The following is a 17,650-nucleotide window of genomic DNA, read 5'->3' on the forward strand; positions in this document are numbered from 1 at the left end:
GCTGGTGCAATTCTCCTTGTGGCTGGCCCTTGCCGGTGCCGGCGCCATGATCAGCCTGACGCCCGGCGCGGGCGCCATCAACACCATGTCCAACGCCCTGGTCTCGGGGTTCCGCCGGTCCTTCTGGGGCATCCTGGGCCAGCAGCTGGCACTCGTGGTCCACGTGGTCATCGTCGCCGCCGGGGTGGGCCTGATAGTATCCAACTCGCCGTTCCTGTTCCACCTGATCCGGTATGCGGGCGCCGCCTACCTGGTCTATTTGGGTGTGCGGAAGATTCTGGCCAAGGCGGAGCAGCCGCAGGCCGGCGGCGCACCGGCCATTTTCGAGCCCGGGTTCTCGATGTTCCGCCGCGGGCTGTGGGTCAACCTGCTCAACCCCAAGGCCATTGTGTTCTTCCTGGCGTTCATGCCCCAGTTCATCCGGCCGGACCGGGCGCTGCTGCCGCAGTACGTGATCCTCACCGCAACCGTGGTGGCCATTGACATCATCGTCATGTGGTTCATTTTCGCGGCGGGCGCCAAACAGCTCAAACACCTGACCACCAGCGAACGCGGGCAGTTGACCTTGAACCGGATCTTTGGCGTCCTGTTCATCGGCGTCGGCGTGCTGCTGGCGTTGGTGTAGCCGCGATGGGCAGTGCTGCCCATTGGCTCCCGCAGCCGGACATGCTTGGCTGGAAGCCGACACGACAGACACACAGGCAGGGAAGGCGCCTTCGGTGAACGACACGATGCTCGGTGCAGACCCGCAACAACTGCGCGACCTGGCCAAGGACTTTTCCCGCGCCGCCCAACAGCTCACGTTGCTCAGCACCTCGCTGACCCAGCGCGTCAACCGGCCAGGCGGCTGGAACGGCCCCGACGCGGACCGCTTCCGCAACGAGTGGAACACCAGCCTCCGCCAGAAGATCATGGCCGCGAACAAGTGCTTCGACGCCACGGCGGCGGCCCTGTTGCGCAACGCCACGGAGCAGGACCAAGCCAGCGCCGTGGACGGCCCCGGCGGCATGCCAGGCATCCCCGGCATCCCCGGCCTGCCGGGCCTGCCGGGCCTGCCGGGCCTCCCCGGCCTGCCGGGCTTCCCCGGCGGCACCACTCCACCGGGCCTGCTGGAGGCGCTGCTGACGAACGGGGTGCTGGGCCAAGGCGAAACGCTGGCCACCTGGTACACGGCACTGGCCGGCGGCACCAATGCACTGAACCTGGCCGGCAGCCTCCGGCTGGCCGGCAGTTTCGACTCCCTCGAGCAGGCCATGAAGGTTTCCCGCATGGCCGGGGCCTTCGCCACCTTGGACGACTTTGCGGCCGGCAGCAACTGGGGCGCGCTGACGCAGCGGGCCAGCCAGCTGATGGGCGACAGCGCCCTGGCCGGAAAGGTCGGTTCCCTGGCCGCCCCGCTCGAAACGGTCGGCAAGGCCCTGGGTCCTGCCGGTGCAGTCCTGGGCGTACTGACCGTCGGCACGGACATCGCCAACGGCGACTACGGCCGCGCCGGCTATGACAGCGTGGTGACCGGCCTGGGCATCGCGGCGCTGTGCACGCCGCCGCCCGCCGACCTTGCCCTGGGGGCCGCGGCCGGCGCCATGGCCGTGGGGCAGCTGGCCTACGACCACATCCCCTTCGTGCACGACGCCGTTGACACCACCGTGGCCGCCGTGGGGGACGCGGCCGGCGCGGTCGGGGACGCAGCCTCCGACCTTGGCCACGGGGTGGCCGAGGTGGCCAAGGACCTGTGGCCCTTTTGATCCGGCACCGGGAACATTCATTTTCAATTGCAGGGAGAGAACACGATGCCTGAAACGAACACCGCCCCGGCCGCAGCGGACGCTGCCCAGACAACGGCCGTGGCCGGCTACGGGGCCGCGGAAATCGTTTACCTCATTTCCCAGGGTTCCGGCGCCCTGCGGGACAGGAACGCGGCCGCCCTCCAGGTCCGCCCCGAGGCCATGACCGAGCAAATTGCCGCCTTGGGGGCCTCCAGCCTGCTGGCCCGCGGCGAAATCACGGCCGACGGCGGCACCATGGAACTGCGCGGCGGCGCCCGGATCCTCAACCAGGCCCTCAACGCCGCCGTGCGGTGGACCGAGGTGGCCATGGTCAACGGAACCGGCGTGGAGGCGGCACTCTATGTGCAGTCCCGGGATGTGTCCGTGTTCCTGCAGCCGGCGGCCCTGGGCACGTGGTTCATGGTGGTCACGGATCCGCAGGCCGGCGACGCCCGGATGCTCAAGCAGGTCATGGACAGCAACCTGGCACGCCACCCCGAAGCGGCCATGTACTTTGGCTCCCAGCTTGCCGGCCTGCCCAAGGACCACTTCTTCGTCCGGGCCTCCGGCGACGGGCTGTGGGACGTTGCCCATGTGGAGAAGCCGGGGGAACAAGACCGGACCGACGGCGTGGGCACCCAGGAGCTCCTGGCCCGGCTTGCCGGGCTGCTGGCCCTGCCGGCGGAGGCTGCCCAGTGAGCACCAACGGCTTTGGCCATCCGCCCGTCTCCTCCAACGACGCAGCGAGCCTGCGCGAACCCATGCCGTGGATGAGCCGGCGCCGCACCGGCGGGGCCTACCGGCTCCCCGGCCTGCAATACCCGCTCGGCTCCCTCAGCTACGGCGTGGTGCTCATTGCCCTGGGCATCGTGGCGCTCGTGGCCACCGCGGATGCCGGCGCCTTGGCCGCCGGCATCCCGATTTTCCTGATCGCAGCCGGCCTGGGCCTCTGGCTGGCCGTCGTTGGCGCCGTCCGCTGGCCCTGGTACCGCAAGTACGTCCGGCAGCACGGGCACCCGCCGTTCTGACCGCCCGGGTCATCGGGGCGCCGCGGCTGGATAGACTGGCCGCATGAGCAATCCCTACCGGATCATGACCGTTTGCACGGGCAACATTTGCCGCTCCCCCATGGCGGAATTCATGCTGGCCGGGGCTGCCGCCGAAGCCGGCCTGGACGTGGTGGTCGATTCTGCGGGGACCACTGCCTGGGAGGCCGGGAATCCCATGGATCCGCGCGCCGTGGCCACCCTGGCCCGTCACGGCGTCGCCGCCGCGTCCCATGAGGCGCGCATGTTCATCCCCGCCTGGTTCGCCGAACGGGATCTCATCCTGGCCCTGGACACCGACCATTTCAAGGCGCTGCAGGCACTTGCCCCCAGTCCCGAAGCCGCCGCCAAGGTGCGGATGTTGCGCTCCTTTGACCCTGCCGTGGCCGGTGCGCCCCTCGACGCCCAGGGCATTTACGATCCCTGGTACGGGGACGGCAGCGACTTTGAAGCCAGCTGGGAGCTGATCTCCGCCGCCATCCCCGGCATCCTGGCCCACGCCACCGCACACGGCACCACCCGTGGCTGATGCCCGGCACCCCCGGCCGGTGATCATTGCCGTCGACGGCCGCTCCGGTGCGGGGAAGACCACAATCGCGCTGGAACTGGCGGCCCTGCTGCGCCGCCACCGCACCGTGTCCCTGTTCCACCTCGAGGACATCTACCCCGGCTGGGACGGCCTCGCCGACGGCGTGGACCGCTATGTCTCCACGGTGCTGGCCCCTCTGGCCCAGGGCCGTCCGGCCCATTGGACCCCCTGGAACTGGACGGCGGGCACCTGGGCGTCCGGGGACCGGGACACCGCGGACGACGCCGGCTCCCGCACCACCGCCGCGGCCGACGTCGTGCTGGTGGAAGGGGTGGGTGCCGCCCACGCCGCGGCCCGGGAATTCCTGGACGTGGTGGTCTGGGTGGAGGCCCCGGCCCCGCAGCGCAAGCGCCGGGCCCTGGCCCGCGACGGCGACAGCTACGCGCCCTTTTGGGACCGGTGGGCCGCGCAGGAGGACCTCCTTTTTGCGGCCGGGGACACGGCCGCCGCGGCGGACGTTGTGGTGGACGGCTCACCCGGCGTGGCCGGCGTGCCGGAGCAGGTGCTCCAGGCCCTGTGCGGGTTTCCGGCCCTGGAACCCTTGATGGCGCCGGAACTGGCGCGACGCCGGGGGCTCGAATTCTCCGCCGCCCGCGTGGACGCCTTCCCGTCCGGGCCCGCGCTGTTCGCGGCCCTGTACGGCGGCTCCGCGGACGCCGTGTGGCTGGACAGTTCCATCGCGGAGCAGCCCGTCCACGGCCCCCAGGCAGGCCGCGCCCGGTTTTCCATCCTGGCGGACGCGTCCGGCAGTTTTGGCTGCACCGCCAGCCACGCCGCCGGCACCACCACTGTGTCCGCCGGGCAGGTCAGCGCCCGGATCCACGGCCCGTTCTTCCGCTGGCTGGACACCGTGTGGGGCCGCCGCGCGGTGCGCGCCCCCGGACACTACCCGGGTGATTTCACGCTGGGCTGGCTGGGCTGGCTGGGCTACGGGCTGAAGGCTGAAACCGGCGGCGCCGTGCCACCTCCCGGCCCGGCCCCCCTGCCAGCGGCCGCGCTCCTGTTCGCCGGCCGCGCCGTCGTGGTCGACCACCAGGAAAAGTGCCTGTTCCTGCTCACCCTGGCCGAAGCCGGCCACCCGGCGTCCCGGGAAGAGGCCGCGGAGTGGGCCCGCGGCGTCCGTGCCGTCATCGCCGCACTCCCGCAGGTGCCGGAGGATCCCACGGCCCCGCTGCCCGCCCCGGACTTCACGCTGCGCGACGGCGAGGCCAGGTACAAGGCCATGATCGCCGCCAGCCTGGCCGAGATCCGCGAGGGAAACTCCTACGAGATCTGCCTGACCACGCAACTGGAGGCGCGCACCCCGTTGCCCGTGGACGCGTGGGACTGCTACCGGGCGCTGCGCCGCCGCAGCCCGGCCCCGTTCGCCGCCTTCCTGCGGTTTGGTGGCACGGCCGTCTGCAGCACCTCGCCGGAACGGTTCCTGCGCATCGACGCGGCCGGGCTGATGCGCGCCGAACCGATCAAGGGCACGCGCCGCCGCGACCCGGACCCCGCCGTGGACGCTGCGCTCAAGGCGGACCTGTCCCTTTCGCGCAAGGACCGGGCCGAAAACGTGATGATCGTGGACCTGCTGCGCAACGACCTCTCGCACAACGCCGTGCCCGGCACCGTGACCGTGCCGCGCCTGTGTGCCATTGAAAGCTACGCCACCGTGCACCAGCTGGTCAGCACGATCGAGGCGCAGCTGGCCCCGGGCAGTTCCCGCGCCGAGGCCCTGGCCGCTGCCTTTCCTGCCGGCTCGATGACGGGGGCGCCGAAAATCAGCACCATGGCGATCCTGGATTCCCTGGAGGCGGGCCCGCGCGGCATTTATTCCGGCGGGATCGGCTATTTTTCGCTGAACGCCGCCATGGACCTGTCCGTCACGATCCGTACCCTGGTCCTCCAGGACACGGACGACGGCGGCACGCACCTGTCGCTGGGCGTCGGCGGCGCCATCACGGCCGACTCCGACGACGACGCCGAATGGCAGGAGCTCCAGGCCAAGGCCTACGGCGTGCTGTCCACCCTGGGATCGGAGTTCCCGGGCTGACGGCCCGCCGCGAGAACCGCCCGGGAGACGGCGGGTCCGGCGTTCCCGCAGGCTGCGTAAAGGAGACCGAAAGGCCGCCCGCGGCCGCCGGTCGGATAGCAGCCAAGGGAATGCCGGCCCGCCGCGAGAACCGTCCCGAACCCGCCGTCCGGACCCAAAGCTACTGCAGCGTGGCCGTCAGGCGGGCCACGTTGTCCACGTAGCGGGCCAGGACGGGCCGGGTGACCCATTCGTGGAGCTGCAGCTCGCGGGAAACGGCCCGGTATTGTTCCTCGACGGCGTGCATTTCCTGCACCAGTTCCTGGTCGATCATCATGACGGACACTTCCAGGTTCAGGGAGAAGCTGCGCATGTCCATGTTGGAGGAGCCGATCACGGCCACATCGGCGTCGACCGTGAAGTGCTTGGCGTGGAGCACGAGGGGCTTGGGGTAGAGGAAGATCCGCACCCCGGCCTTCAGGAGGGCCTCGTAGTAGGACCGCTGGGCGTGGTGGACCAGGAACTGGTCGCCCTTCTCGGAGACGAACAGTTCCACCACCACCCCGCGCTGGGCGGCCGTGGTGATGGCGTAGAGCAGGGAATCGTCCGGGACAAAATAGGGGCTGGAGATGGTGATGCGTTCCTCGGCCGAATACAGCAGCGTGTTGAACAGGCGCAGGTTGTTTTCCGTGACAAAGCCCGGGCCGCTGGGCACCACCTGGCACAACACCCGGCCGTCGAAGGAGTCCCAGTGGTGGACGGCCAGCTGGGTTTCCAGGCTTTCCTCGGTCTCGCTGGACCAGTCGGTGGCGAACATGACGTTCAAGGTACCCACGATGGGCCCCTCGAGCCGGGCCATGAGCTCCACCCATTTGCGCCCCACCTTGGCGTTGCGCTTGCTGCGGTAGGACGGTTCAATGACATTTTGGGAACCCGTGAAGGCGACGCGGCCATCCACCACCAGGATCTTGCGGTGGTTGCGCAGGTCCGGGCGGCGCCACTGGCCCTTCACCGGCATCAGGGGAAGCATGCGCCGCCACTGGATTTCGCTGGCCTTCAGCCGCCGGATCATGTCCCGGTAGCCCGGCACGCGCAGCGAGCCGATGTGGTCAAACAGCACCCGCACCCGGACGCCGCGGGCCGCCGCGGCCTCCAGTTCCCGGAACAGCCGTTCGGTGCAGGAGTCGGAGCTCATGATGTAAAACTCGGCGTTGACGAAGTCGTGCGCCTCGCTGACGGCGTCGGCCATGGCGTCCAGGGACTCCTGGTACCCCTCGATCAGGTGCACCGAATTGGCGCCCAGGGCCGGGAAGGAGCCCAGGTTCCGGTTCAGCTCCACGGCCAGGTTGATCCACGACGGCCCGTCGTAGGGTTTCACCTGCGCGGCAATCCCCCGCGTCCCTTCCACCACGCGGACGTTGACGGCCTCCTGCATCTCCCGCCGGCGCCGCGAGAGCCGGAAGTTGCCGAACATCAAAAACAGCGCCAGCCCGATGTAGGGCAGGAAAAAGATGCACAGGAGCCAGGCCATGGCGGTGGTGGGGCGGCGGTTGCCGGGGATGATGCCCAGCACCGCGATGCGGATCCCCAGGTCCACGACCATCAGCAGCACCGAAAGCCAGGCAGGGCCGGCGGGAAGGCTGAAGGCTGTCCAGATCAAGCAGTGCCTCCTCGTTGGGCGCCCATGACGCGTCAGGTGACCTTAGCCTACCGGCTCGCGGCGCCCCGGCCGGGCAGGAAAGCACCGGTGCCGGGCACTAAGCTCGAGCCATGACTGTTTTGGTGTTCCTGGACCCCTCCCATCCCGACGGCCGGCTCGCCGACGCCGAGGCCCCCGCCCTCCTGGCCACGGACCAGGGCGCCACCCGCGGCGACGGCATCTTTGAAACCCTGCTGGCCGTCAACGGCGCGCCCCGCAAGGTCCAGGCGCACCTGCACCGCCTCGCCACGTCGGCACAGTCGCTGGCGCTGGAGGTGCCCGAGGCCGACGCCTGGCTGCGCGCCATCACGACGGCGGTCGACGCCTTCGCGGCCGCCTCGCTCCAGGTGCCCGACGAGCACGGCAACACCAACATCGTCATCAAGCTGTTCGCCACCCGCGGCCCGGAGGGGGCCGACACCCCCACGGCCTGGGTGCAGGCCGCCGCCGTCCCGCCCGCCCTGGCCGGGCAGCGCGCCAAGGGCCTGGACGTGATCCTGCTGGACCGCGGCTATGACAGCACCGTGGCCCACCGGGCACCGTGGCTGCTGTTGGGCGCCAAGACGCTTTCCTACGCCGTCAACATGGCCGCCCTGCGCCATGCGCACGCCCAGGGCGCCGACGACGTGATTTTCACGAGCAGTGACGGACACGTGTTGGAGGGGCCGACGTCGTCCGTCCTCCTGGCGCACGTGCAGGACGACGGCGGCGCGCCCGTCAAGCGGCTTGTCACACCCAACCTGGACAGCGGCATTTTGCCCGGCACCACCCAGGGCGCCTTGTTTGCGGCGGCGAGGGACGCCGGCTGGGAGCTTGGCTACGGCCCGCTGGTGCCGGCGGACCTGCTCGACGCCGACGCCGTCTGGCTGGTTTCCAGCATCCGGCTGCTGGCGCCCGTCAACACCATTGACGGCACGGAGATCGGGACGGCGGAGGTCCGGGCCCGGCTGACGGCCGAGCTCAGCGCGCTGCTGGCGCAGGTGCACTGACGCCCCTAAGGCCGCCGGGACGTCATGTTGCGCCACATTTCCCCGGCGGTTCGACCCGCAGCCAGGGGCGGTATGTTAGTTTTCAAGTGAGTAACGAGTTCCAGCGCCAAGCCCTGACTTGCTGGACGGCAACCCTCTGTCTCGGCGGGGTGCCTCAGGTGACTACTCGGCAAACCCGGCCACCCACGGCTGCGGCTTGCAAGCGCGAACTGCCCGCGGCGTGCCCGGTCCCTCCGGCCCTCCCACCGCCCGGTACCCGCTTGCAGGCGCGGCCACCTGCTTTGAGGAGTACCCATGAGCGTTGACGCACCCCCGCTGGCCTACCGGCTGATCACCGGCCCGGATGACAGCTCCTTTTGCGAGCGGATCTCCGCCGCCCTGGCCGAGGGCTACATCCTGCACGGAAGCCCTGCAGTGACCTTCAACGGCACGTCCGTGATTTGCGCCCAGGCCGTGGTCCTCCCCCACGCCGTGGCCGCCTCCGACGCCGCCATCGCCAACGCCGTCTCGCAGCTGGAGGACCCCGAGGAGTTCGACGGCGAGGGCATCGCATGAGCTACGCCGGCGACCTGGCACCCGCCCAGGCCTGGGACAAGGTGGCCGCCGGGGCCGTCCTGGTCGACGTGCGCACCGACGGCGAATGGGCGCACATCGGCGTGCCGGACCTGTCCGCACTCGACGCCGAGCCGGTCTTCATCCAGTGGAGCCATGCGACGGGCCGGCCCAACCCGGACTTCCTGGCCGAACTGCAGCAGGCAGTCCCCGCCGGCAGGGAACTGGTGATCCTGTGCCGCTCCGGCGCCCGCTCCATTGCCGCCGCCGAGGCAGCCACGGCCGCCGGATACACGGCCTTCAACGTGCTTGAGGGCTTTGAGGGCGTGCCGGACGGCTACGGGGACAGGATTGTCAACGGCTGGAAGAACCGCCGCCTGCCCTGGAAGTAACCGCCCCGCACCCTCAGAACCCGGCCCCACCAGCGAAAGCTAAGGACACACACTTGAGCAACTTTAATAAGCACGCCGCCACGTGGGCGGAAGACACCCAGGCGGTCCGGGGAGGGCTGGACCGGACCAACTTCCAGGAGACGTCCGAGGCCATCTTCCTGAACTCCGGCTTTGTCTACGAATCTGCCGAACACGCCGAGGCGTCCTTCACCGGCGGGGTGGACCGGTTTGTGTATTCACGCTATGGCAACCCGTCGGTGGCCACGTTCCAGGAGCGGCTGCGCCTGCTGGAGGGCAAGGAGGCCTGCTTTGCCACGGCGTCGGGCATGTCCGCCGTCTTTACCGCCCTGGGCGCGCTGCTGGGTGCCGGGGACCGGGTGGTGGCTTCCCGGTCCCTCTTCGGTTCCTGCTTCGTGATACTCAATGAACTGCTGCCCCGCTGGGGCGTGGAAACGGTGTTTGTGGACGGCCCGGACCTGGACCAGTGGCGCGAAGCCCTGGCCGTGCCGACCACTGCCGTGTTCTTTGAGTCGCCATCCAACCCCATGCAGGAGATCGTGGACATCGCCGCCGTCTGCGAGCTGGCCCATGCCGCGGGCGCCCAGGTGGTGGCGGACAACGTGTTCGCCACGCCCCTGCTCCAGCGCTGTGGCGACTTTGGCGCGGACGTCGTGGTGTACTCGGGCACCAAGCACATCGACGGCCAGGGCCGGGTCCTCGGCGGAGCCATCCTGGGCACGAAGGACTTCATTGACGGCCCCGTGAAAAACCTGATGCGCCACACCGGCCCGGCCCTGTCCGCGTTCAACGCCTGGGTGCTGACCAAGGGCCTGGAGACCATGGGCCTGCGTGTCAACGCCTCCTGCGCCAGCGCCCTGGCCCTGGGTGAATTCCTGGAAGCGGCGCCGCAGATCAGCTGGGTCAAGTACCCGCTGCTGCCCTCCCACCCGCAGTACGAGCTGGCCCGGAAGCAGATGAAGGCCGGCGGGACGGTGCTGACGTTTGAACTGGCCGAGCCGGCGTCCGGCACCCGCAAGGACGCCGCCTTCAAGCTCCTGAACGCCCTGCGGATCGTGGACATCTCCAACAACCTGGGCGACACGAAGTCCCTGATCACGCACCCGGCCACCACCACGCACCGGGCCATGGGCCCCGAGGGCCGCGCCGCCATCGGCCTGTCCGACGGCGTGCTGCGCCTCTCCGTGGGCCTGGAGGACCTGGGCGACCTGAAGCAGGACCTGGCGCAGGCCCTCGCCGCGATCTAGTTCGAACGCCGCCGTCCCCGGCGGGTTAGTCCTGGAAGTATTCGATCTCCGCGCCGATGGTGTTCAGGCGCTCCGCCAGGTCCTCGTAGCCGCGCTCGATGACGTAGATGTTGCGCAGCTCGCTGGTGCCCTTGGCGGCAAGCATGGCCAGCAGGATGCAGGCGGCCGGGCGCAGCGCCGGCGGGCAGCCGATCTCGGCCGCGCGCCACGCCGTCGGGCCCTTGATGTCGATGCGGTGCGGGTCCAGGAGTCGCACGCCGGCGCCCAGGCGGTTCAGTTCGGTCAGGTAGATGGCGCGGTTCTCGTAGACCCAGTCGTGGATCAGCGTGGTGCCCTCGGCGCAGGAGGCGATGACGGCGAAGAAGGGCAGGTTGTCAATGTTCAGCCCCGGGAACGGCATGGGGTGGATCTTGTCCGGCGCCGCGTGCAGTTCGGAGGGGAGCGTGGTGACGTCCACGAGGCGGGTCTTGCCGTTGCGGGCCACGTATTCCGCCGACTTCCGGTAGCGGAAGCCCATCTGCTCAAGGACCTTGAGCTCAATTTCCATGAACTCGATGGGCACGCGCGTGACGGTGACCTCGGACTTCGTCACGATGCCGGCGGTGATCAGGCTCATGGCCTCGATCGGGTCCTCGGACGGCGCGTATTCAATGTCAACGTCGATGCGTGACTTGCCGCGGATGGTCAGCGTTGTGGAGCCGATGCCCTCCACCTCCACGCCCAGGCCCTGCAGGTAAAAGCAAAGGTCCTGGACCATGTAGTTGGGGCTGGCGTTGCGGATGACGGTGGTGCCCACCCGGTGCGCGGCGGCCATGATGGCGTTTTCCGTCACCGTGTCCCCGCGCTCGGTCAGCACAAAGGTCCTGTCCTCGCCATCGCTGAAGGGTGCCTGCACCTGGTAGAAGCCGTTGTGGGCCGTGACGGCCAGGCCGAACTCGCGCAGGGCCTGCATGTGCGGCTCCACGGTCCGGGTGCCGAGGTCGCAGCCGCCGGCGTAGGGGATGCGGTAGACGTCCTCCTGGTCCAGCAGCGGACCCAGCAGCATGATGACCGAGCGCGTGCGCTTGGCCGCCTCAACGTCCATGGACGCCAGGTCCAGGACGGCGGGACGGCGGATCTGGAGGTCGTTGGCGTTCAGCCAGCGGCATTCAACGCCGATGCTGGTCAGCAGCTCCACAATCCGGTTGACCTCTTCAATGCGGGCCAGGCGGCGCAGCGTGGTGGTGCCGCGGTTGATGAGGCTGGCGCACAGCAGGGCCACACCGGCGTTCTTGCTGGAGTTGACCTCCACGCTGCCGGAGAGTTCGCGGCCGCCGTGCACGCGCAGGTGCGTCACCACGTTTTTGGGCGAATTGCCGACGTTCACGATCCGCCGGCCCAGCAGCGACTCCATGCGCTGGATCATCTTCAGGCTCAGGTTTTGCTTGCCCTGTTCCATGCGTGCCACGGCACTCTGGCTGGTGCCCAATTGCGCTGCGAGTTCCAGCTGGGTCCAGCCCTTGTCGTTGCGGGCATCCCGGACCATTACACCTACGGTTTCTGCAGCCACTTGAGTCATGAAACTTTTATATCATGGGACGCATATTTGCCTGGTATTTAGTGACGCATTCGCTGTGAATGTCGAATTATCCGTGCCGTTAATCACTGTGTGCGATAAATGGTTCAACAGGGTCATGGCCCCGGCCACGCCAAGGCTACCCCAGCACGGGGTTCCAGGTGCCCAGCACGACGGCGGCGACCGCCGCAGTCGCGGCAATCACCACTCCGGCGGCGGCCACCCAGGCGTCCCGCTGGCTGAAGGTGGACCCCCGCGCCCAGGTGCGGGGCCCGGCGCCAAAGCCCTTCGCCTCCATGGTCACGGCCAGCCGGGATGCGCGGCGGATGGCCTGGACCAGCAGTGCCATGGCCTGTCCCAGCGAGGCCTTGAGCCCGCTGAAGAAGCCCGGCTCCCCGCCGACGCCCCGGGCCCGCCGGGCCATGCCCAGCGTCTGCCACTCCGCCACCAGCAGGCCCACCAGGCGCATCGCGGCCAGGGCCCCGAGCACAAAGCGGTGCGGCAGGTGCAGCTTCTGCGCCAGTGCGTCGGCCAGGTCCGTCGGGTCGGTGCTGGCGAGCACGATGACGCCGGGCAGGGCGATGGCGAGGCTGCGCAGCGCGATCGCCACACCGGATTCCACCGAGCCGGTGGTGAAGACCAGCGGGCCCGCCGCCAGCAGCAGTTCCCCCGTCTTCGGGGCCAACAGGGCCGTGCCATAGCCGCCCACCAGGGCGGCAAACAGGATGGGCCAGCCACGCCGCAGCAGCATGCCGGCACCCAGGCCGGCCAGCGGCAGCACGGCACACTCGAGCACCAGCGCCGTCGTGGCGGACGCCCAGTCGATGGTGACCAGCAGGACCAGGGTGATGGCCAGTCCGGCGCCGAGCTTGGCCAGGGGATTCGCGCCCGCCAGCCAGGCCCGGGACCGGGGCTGGGCCAGGATGTCCACGCTCATCGCCGCACCGCCTTGCCGGCCGCCCTGGCCGGCGGCGCAGCGACCGCCGGATCCGCCGAGCGGTCCGCGGGGCCGTCATGGTCCCGGGCCTCAACCGGGGCAGCCCCCCCGGCCGGGGCGCCGAGGACCAGCCGGTCCCCGCCCAGGACCTGGGAGAACGTGGCGTCGTGGGTTACGGAGACCACGGCCGTGCCCGCGTCGAGCAGTTCGGTCAGCAGCGAGGCCAGCTCCGCCCAGGTGTTGGCGTCCTGCCCAAAGGTGGGCTCGTCCAGGACCAGCACCTGCGGGCTGGCGGCCAGCACCGTGGCCACGGACAGCCTGCGCTTTTCGCCGCCGGAGAGGGTGAAGGGGTTGGCGCCCGCCACGTGGGCCAGCCGCAGCCGCTCCAGCAGGCCGTCCACGCCGTCTTCGCCGTGTCCCAGCAGCCGTGGGGCGAACAGCAGTTCCTCGCGCACGCTGCCCGTCACAAACTGGTGCTCCGGTTCCTGGAACACGGTGCCGATCCGGCTGATCAGCTCCCGGCCGCGCCACTTCAGCGGCGCGCTGCCGGCGCCCCGCGCCAGCGGCTCAAGGGCTTCGAGCCGTCCGCCCGCCGCAGGCAGCAGCCCGGCAAGGGTCAGTGCCAACGTGGATTTCCCGGCCCCGTTGGGCCCCGTCACGCTGAGCGCCCGCCCGGCGGAAATCCGCACGGACGGCACCACGGCGGCCGGCACGGCCGGGTGCCGCCGGCGGCCCTTGGCCCGGGACACCGCCAGGGACTCCGCCGCAAGCAAAAGGTCCGTGCTGTCGTCGTGCGGGGGAAAGCCGGTGCGCGGACGGACGGCGGGCACGTGCCCGGGCACCCACACGCCCGCGGCGGACAGCATGCCCGCCGCCTGGGCCAGGACCGCGGCGGGCGGGCCGTCCAGCAGCACGCCGCCGGGCTCCCCCGCCGCCTCGGGAGCCAGCACCACGATCCGGTCCACGACGTCGAGCCACACGGACACGCGGTGTTCCACCACCACCAGGGTGGCGCCGGTTTCATCCAGGCTGTTCCGGACGGCGTCGCGCACGTCCACCACCCCGGCCGGGTCCAGGTTTGCCGTGGGCTCGTCCAGGAGCAGCAGGCCGGGGCGCATGGCCAGCATGCCGGCCAGTCCGAGGCGCTGCTTTTGGCCACCGGACAGCGCGGAGCTCGGGTGGTCCAACGGCAGCCGAAGGCCCACGGCCTCGAGCGCCGCGGGCACGCGGCGCCAGATCTCCTCCCGCGGCACGGCCAGGTTTTCGGCACCAAAGGCCACGTCGTCGCCGATGCGGGAGAGCACCACCTGGGAATCGGGGTCCTGCTGCATCAGGCCGGTGCGTCCGCGAGACTCCGCCACGGGTGCGCCGTCGATCAGCAGGGACCCAAACTCGTCCGCGTCCTCATCGACGCCAAGCACGCCGGCGAGCGCGTGCAGCAGCGTGGACTTTCCGGCGCCCGAAGGCCCCAGCAGCAGCACGCGTTCGCCCGGCGCGATCTCCAGGTCGAGGTCGTGGACGGCCTTGGCGGCGCGGCCCGAATGCTGCCAGCCCCACCCCTTGGCGCTGATCCGGGCGGGTGCCACGCCAAGCCCGGCGGCCCGGCCCGGACCGCCAGCCGGGGCCGTTGCCCCCACGGCTACACCACCGGTTCGGTGGCGGCGCCGCGGGAGGTCAGGTTGGCCAGGACGCCTGTGCGTGCCAGCCCGCGGACGGCGAGCCAGGACAGCAGCCCGGCGATGACGGCGCCGGAGATGGCACCGAAGACGGTGTAGACCAGCTTCCAGACAAACGCCCACTCCACGTTCCAGACCAGGGAGTCGTTGATGCCCATCGCCACACCGGACAGGGCGCCAGCCAGCAGCGCCACCGGCAGCGAAAAGCGTCGGTAGCGGACCACGGCGAAAATGAGCTCCGCGCCGATGCCCTGGACCAGGCCGGAGAGCAGGACGGTGAAGCCAAAGGAGCTGCCCAGCAGCGCCTCCACAATGGCCGCCACGATTTCGCAGAACAGCGCCGCGCCGGGTTTGCGGATCACCAGGCCGCCGATGACGCCGGCGATCAGCCAGCCGCCGCCGTAGAGTCCGCCGAGGGGCGGGAATGCGGCGGTGGCAGCCGCGATCACGCCGTAGGCGGCAGACCACAGCCAGAAGATGACGCCCACGGCGACGGACAGGACGGCGGCCACCACAATGTCCACCACGCGCCACGTGGTTTTGGGTGCTGCCTTGGGGTTTGCGGAATTGCCCGCGACTGACTCGCTCATGTTTCCTCCTTTGCAGGAGGGGCGGTGCGGCGGTATCTCCGCGCACCGAAGAGAACTCGACTCCCTTCGCCGGTACTAGCCGGAGCAGGTTCGAGGGTCTGCGGCGGACCGCACTCTCAGCGCCCTGTTCCGGGATCCGGGACGGGACGCTCCCCTGTCGTGTTGAATTGCGGCTTCAGTCTACCCGCGGCGGCGTGCCTCGGCCAACGTTCCTGGCGCACGACGGCGGGTGGCCGGCCCGGGTGGCCGGCCGCCCGCCGTCGTGCCTGGCTGGGCGGGGTTCCGGCGTTACCCCACCACCACCGTGCCCACCATGCCCATGTAGTCATGCAGGGCACAGATGTAGCTGAAGGTCCCTGCCCTCGTGAAGGTGACGGTGAACGTGGATCCCGGGAGCATGAGCCCGGAATTCAGGTCCCCGCCGGCAAACGCCGCAGGATCGCCCACCGGGGCATAGAAGTTCACCGGCTCCGTCCCAAAGGTGACCGTGTGCGGGGCCGCCATTCCGCTGTTGATGAACGTGACCGTTTCGCCCACATGGATGCGCACCGTGGGCTGGATGTAGCGCATCACCATGGCCACCCCGTCGTCGGCGCCGACGTAGACGTGGTGCGAATCAGCCTGCGCTGCCGTTGCATTCCAGAGCATGCGCCCGTCCAGCAGGATCCCTTGTGCCTGCTGCCGGCTCTGCCTGTTGTAGTCGTTTTGCGTGTAGGGGTACGGCGTGCCGGCCGCCGCCACGTGGACGGTGCCCTTCATCATCGCCCCGTGCACCAGGCAGTAGTACGTGAAGTCGCCGGCTGTGGGGAACTGCAGGCTGTAGCTCGCCACGGCAGGAAAGCCGCTGTCGGACACGTTGGTCAGGATGCCCGAGTTGTAGTAGGACGCCCCGTCGTAGGTGCTGCCGCCAATGGGGAACAGCTGCGTCGGGTCACCGGGGTTGAAGGCCATCAACGGCGCGCCGGGCGGCAGGAAGGTGACGGTGTGCGGCTCGGCCGAGTTCGCCTGCCAGGTGACGGTGTCCCCCGCGTCGACATAGACGTCGGTGGGCAAAAACGCCATGCTCTGGATGGCCTGGTCCGGTGACTCGTTTCCAGCCAGGACTGTCCAGGTCTGCGGGCCCTGCCCTCCTGCGCCGGGGTCGGCGACTGCCGGGCCCGAAAGTGCCAGCGGCACCAGCAGCGCCAAGAGTGCGGCAACCAGCACCGGCACCTTGCGCGAAGAAAGATGGTTCAAGCGAAGATTTTCCAAACGACGCCTCATGGGTCGTTCCCTTCTCGAAAGCTGAGGCCCCCTGGCCAGGCGGCCGCGCGAGATGGTCCCTCCCTCAAGGGGGCCCGCTCTGTCCGGCCGGCATGCCGGCGGGACCGGATGCGCATGGAACCCCCTGAGCTCCGGGTCCAATGCGCGCCGCCCGCCATGGCGGGCGGGGCGTTGATGATGGGGCATTGTGCTGCCACTGCCCGGCGCACCCGCAGCGCCGTCAAGGACAACTGACAGCCCGCGAACACGCACTTCCCATGGTGCACCCGGGCGGGAGGCTTGTCGACAAGTGGTCAGGGAATTCCGTCCAAGTACCGCCGCATCCTGCTTGCCCCGGCCCGCTGACCCGTTAGGCTGGCAGGGAACTTTCACAGCGCATCAAGCCCGCCGCACACCAAGGAGAGTCATTGTGAATATCGTCTTCAAGCTGCTGGGCACGGGCGTGAGCCTGGCCGCCGGGTTTGCCGCCGGCAAGATCGTGGACGTCGCCTGGGAGAAGGGCACCGGCAACAAGCCGCCCAAGGACGGCGCCGACCTGGAAAACAGCCTGCGTTCGGCCCTGGCCTTCGCCCTGGTGTCCTCCGCCGTGGCCGCCATCATCCAGGTCATTGCCGGGCGCACCACGCAAAAGGCCATCGCCCGGTTCAACAAGCACCCCGAAGAGGTCTAGCCCGAACGGTTGGCAGCCGCGGCGCTACTCTTCGTCCCGGTCGTCCACGACGGCGGCCACAACGTCGTTGAGCTCGTCCGTGCTGAGCAGTTCCGGGCGCCGGTGCTTGGTGCGGTACCCGGCACGGCCCACCATGTGCGCGGACACCGGGACCGTGAGCAGCTGGAACAGCCACGCCACAAGAAGCAGCGGCACCAGGGCCCAGGCCCGCATTTGCAGGCCCACGGCGGCCAGCATCAAAAACAGGCCCAGCACCTGCGGCTTGGTCGCGGCGTGCATGCGGCTCATCAAGTCCGGGAATCTCAACAGCCCGATCGCCGCGGCCAGGCTCATCAGCGCCCCGCCCAGCAGGCAGATGGCGGTCAGCACGTCAAGGACGCTCACGCCTCCCCCTTCCGGTGCGCCACGAACCTGGCCACCGTGACGGAGCCGATGAAGCCGATCACGCTGATCACCACCAGCAGCACCAGGTTCCCCGTGTCCCGGTTCACGGCCATCTCCATCGCCAGGCCCGCCCCAAAGATCGCCAGCAGGACGTCGGCGGCTATCACGCGGTCCAGCAGCGAGGGCCCCGCCGCGATGCGGTAGATGGTCCCGGCCGCTGCCAGGGAAAGTACGACGGCGGCAATCACCACCACAATGTGCAA

General features: G+C 69.7%; 19 protein-coding genes and 2 riboswitches. Of the genes, 11 read left to right on the plus strand and 8 right to left on the minus strand.

All coding sequences use genetic code 11. The annotated features are described in order from the left end of the window. The first annotated feature begins 4 nt into the window (after window positions 1–4). The 6 genes from G6035_RS08860 (at window position 5) to pabB (ending at window position 5,436) form a co-directional block, all read left to right on the plus strand. The gene (locus tag G6035_RS08860; protein WP_176616723.1) at window positions 5–625 is read left to right on the plus strand and encodes a LysE family transporter; all 621 of its coding nucleotides are present in this window, start codon (window positions 5–7) and stop codon (window positions 623–625) included. A 94-nt stretch (window positions 626–719) separates the two neighbouring features. Continuing rightward, window positions 720–1,745: a WXG100 family type VII secretion target gene (locus G6035_RS08865; protein ID WP_176616724.1), complete on the plus strand. Its 1,026-nt coding sequence runs from the start codon at window positions 720–722 to the stop codon at window positions 1,743–1,745. 45 nt (window positions 1,746–1,790) lie between these two features. Beyond that, window positions 1,791–2,465, plus strand: coding sequence for a hypothetical protein (locus G6035_RS08870; protein WP_176616725.1), 675 nt, complete (start codon window positions 1,791–1,793; stop codon window positions 2,463–2,465). Then, a complete protein-coding gene (locus tag G6035_RS08875) occupies window positions 2,462–2,794 on the plus strand; it encodes a hypothetical protein (protein WP_176616726.1) in 333 nt (110 codons plus the stop codon). The genes G6035_RS08870 and G6035_RS08875 overlap by 4 nt, the downstream gene beginning before the upstream one ends. 43 nt (window positions 2,795–2,837) lie before the next feature. Continuing rightward, on the plus strand, window positions 2,838–3,341 hold the full coding sequence (locus G6035_RS08880) for a low molecular weight protein-tyrosine-phosphatase (protein WP_176616727.1): 504 nt from the start codon (window positions 2,838–2,840) through the stop codon (window positions 3,339–3,341). After that, window positions 3,334–5,436 (plus strand): aminodeoxychorismate synthase component I, encoded by a 2,103-nt coding sequence (pabB, locus tag G6035_RS08885; protein WP_176616728.1) that lies wholly within the window; start codon window positions 3,334–3,336, stop codon window positions 5,434–5,436. Before G6035_RS08880 ends, pabB begins: the two co-directional genes overlap by 8 nt. A gap of 160 nt (window positions 5,437–5,596) precedes the next feature. Here the strand turns inward: pabB and cls are convergent, their stop codons facing one another. Next, window positions 5,597–7,018, minus strand: coding sequence for a cardiolipin synthase (cls, locus tag G6035_RS08890; RefSeq protein ID WP_176616762.1), 1,422 nt, complete (start codon window positions 7,016–7,018; stop codon window positions 5,597–5,599). 167 nt (window positions 7,019–7,185) lie between these two features. Between cls and G6035_RS08895 the strand changes: the two genes are divergently transcribed. The 4 genes from G6035_RS08895 to G6035_RS08910 all read left to right on the plus strand — a co-directional run bounded on the left by G6035_RS08895 (window position 7,186) and on the right by G6035_RS08910 (window position 10,312). Next, the gene (locus G6035_RS08895; RefSeq protein WP_176616729.1) at window positions 7,186–8,103 is read left to right on the plus strand and encodes an aminodeoxychorismate lyase; all 918 of its coding nucleotides are present in this window, start codon (window positions 7,186–7,188) and stop codon (window positions 8,101–8,103) included. Between the two features lie 89 nt (window positions 8,104–8,192). Further along, window positions 8,193–8,314, plus strand: a riboswitch (SAM riboswitch). An 83-nt stretch (window positions 8,315–8,397) separates the two neighbouring features. After that, a complete protein-coding gene (locus tag G6035_RS08900) occupies window positions 8,398–8,658 on the plus strand; it encodes a DUF1737 domain-containing protein (RefSeq protein WP_176616730.1) in 261 nt (86 codons plus the stop codon). Next, window positions 8,655–9,047 carry a rhodanese-like domain-containing protein gene (locus tag G6035_RS08905; RefSeq protein ID WP_176616731.1) on the plus strand — a complete coding sequence of 131 codons (393 nt, stop codon included), beginning with the start codon at window positions 8,655–8,657 and terminating at the stop codon, window positions 9,045–9,047. The genes G6035_RS08900 and G6035_RS08905 overlap by 4 nt, the downstream gene beginning before the upstream one ends. A gap of 53 nt (window positions 9,048–9,100) precedes the next feature. Further along, window positions 9,101–10,312, plus strand: a complete 1,212-nt coding sequence (locus tag G6035_RS08910; RefSeq protein ID WP_176616732.1) for an O-succinylhomoserine sulfhydrylase — start codon at window positions 9,101–9,103, stop codon at window positions 10,310–10,312. A 25-nt stretch (window positions 10,313–10,337) separates the two neighbouring features. Here G6035_RS08910 and G6035_RS08915 read toward each other — a convergent pair whose 3' ends face one another. The 5 genes from G6035_RS08915 to G6035_RS08935 all read right to left on the minus strand — a co-directional run bounded on the left by G6035_RS08915 (window position 10,338) and on the right by G6035_RS08935 (window position 16,306). Then, window positions 10,338–11,870, minus strand: a complete 1,533-nt coding sequence (locus tag G6035_RS08915) for a UDP-N-acetylglucosamine 1-carboxyvinyltransferase (RefSeq protein WP_176616733.1) — start codon at window positions 11,868–11,870, stop codon at window positions 10,338–10,340. A gap of 136 nt (window positions 11,871–12,006) precedes the next feature. After that, window positions 12,007–12,804 carry an energy-coupling factor transporter transmembrane protein EcfT gene (locus tag G6035_RS08920; RefSeq protein WP_176616734.1) on the minus strand — a complete coding sequence of 266 codons (798 nt, stop codon included), beginning with the start codon at window positions 12,802–12,804 and terminating at the stop codon, window positions 12,007–12,009. Continuing rightward, entirely contained in the window at window positions 12,801–14,441 is a 1,641-nt protein-coding gene (locus G6035_RS08925; protein WP_176616735.1) for an ATP-binding cassette domain-containing protein, read from the minus strand. The genes G6035_RS08920 and G6035_RS08925 overlap by 4 nt, the downstream gene beginning before the upstream one ends. A 2-nt stretch (window positions 14,442–14,443) precedes the next feature. Then, on the minus strand, window positions 14,444–15,070 hold the full coding sequence (locus tag G6035_RS08930) for an ECF transporter S component (protein ID WP_176616736.1): 627 nt from the start codon (window positions 15,068–15,070) through the stop codon (window positions 14,444–14,446). A 44-nt stretch (window positions 15,071–15,114) separates the two neighbouring features. Then, window positions 15,115–15,236, minus strand: a riboswitch (TPP riboswitch). Between the two features lie 122 nt (window positions 15,237–15,358). Beyond that, window positions 15,359–16,306: a plastocyanin/azurin family copper-binding protein gene (locus G6035_RS08935; RefSeq protein ID WP_256127855.1), complete on the minus strand. Its 948-nt coding sequence runs from the start codon at window positions 16,304–16,306 to the stop codon at window positions 15,359–15,361. 436 nt (window positions 16,307–16,742) lie between these two features. Between G6035_RS08935 and G6035_RS08940 the strand changes: the two genes are divergently transcribed. Next, window positions 16,743–17,003, plus strand: coding sequence for a DUF4235 domain-containing protein (locus G6035_RS08940; RefSeq protein WP_176616738.1), 261 nt, complete (start codon window positions 16,743–16,745; stop codon window positions 17,001–17,003). A 24-nt stretch (window positions 17,004–17,027) separates the two neighbouring features. On the opposite strand, the gene mnhG is transcribed toward G6035_RS08940, so the two are convergent. Together mnhG and G6035_RS08950 are read right to left on the minus strand one after the other, a co-directional pair. Continuing rightward, the gene (mnhG, locus tag G6035_RS08945) at window positions 17,028–17,387 is read right to left on the minus strand and encodes a monovalent cation/H(+) antiporter subunit G (RefSeq protein WP_371130935.1); all 360 of its coding nucleotides are present in this window, start codon (window positions 17,385–17,387) and stop codon (window positions 17,028–17,030) included. Next, entirely contained in the window at window positions 17,384–17,650 is a 267-nt protein-coding gene (locus G6035_RS08950; RefSeq protein WP_176616764.1) for a monovalent cation/H+ antiporter complex subunit F, read from the minus strand. Before G6035_RS08950 ends, mnhG begins: the two co-directional genes overlap by 4 nt.

It is taken from the genome of Arthrobacter sp. SDTb3-6, assembly GCF_013376095.1.
GTDB lineage: Bacteria > Actinomycetota > Actinomycetes > Actinomycetales > Micrococcaceae > Specibacter.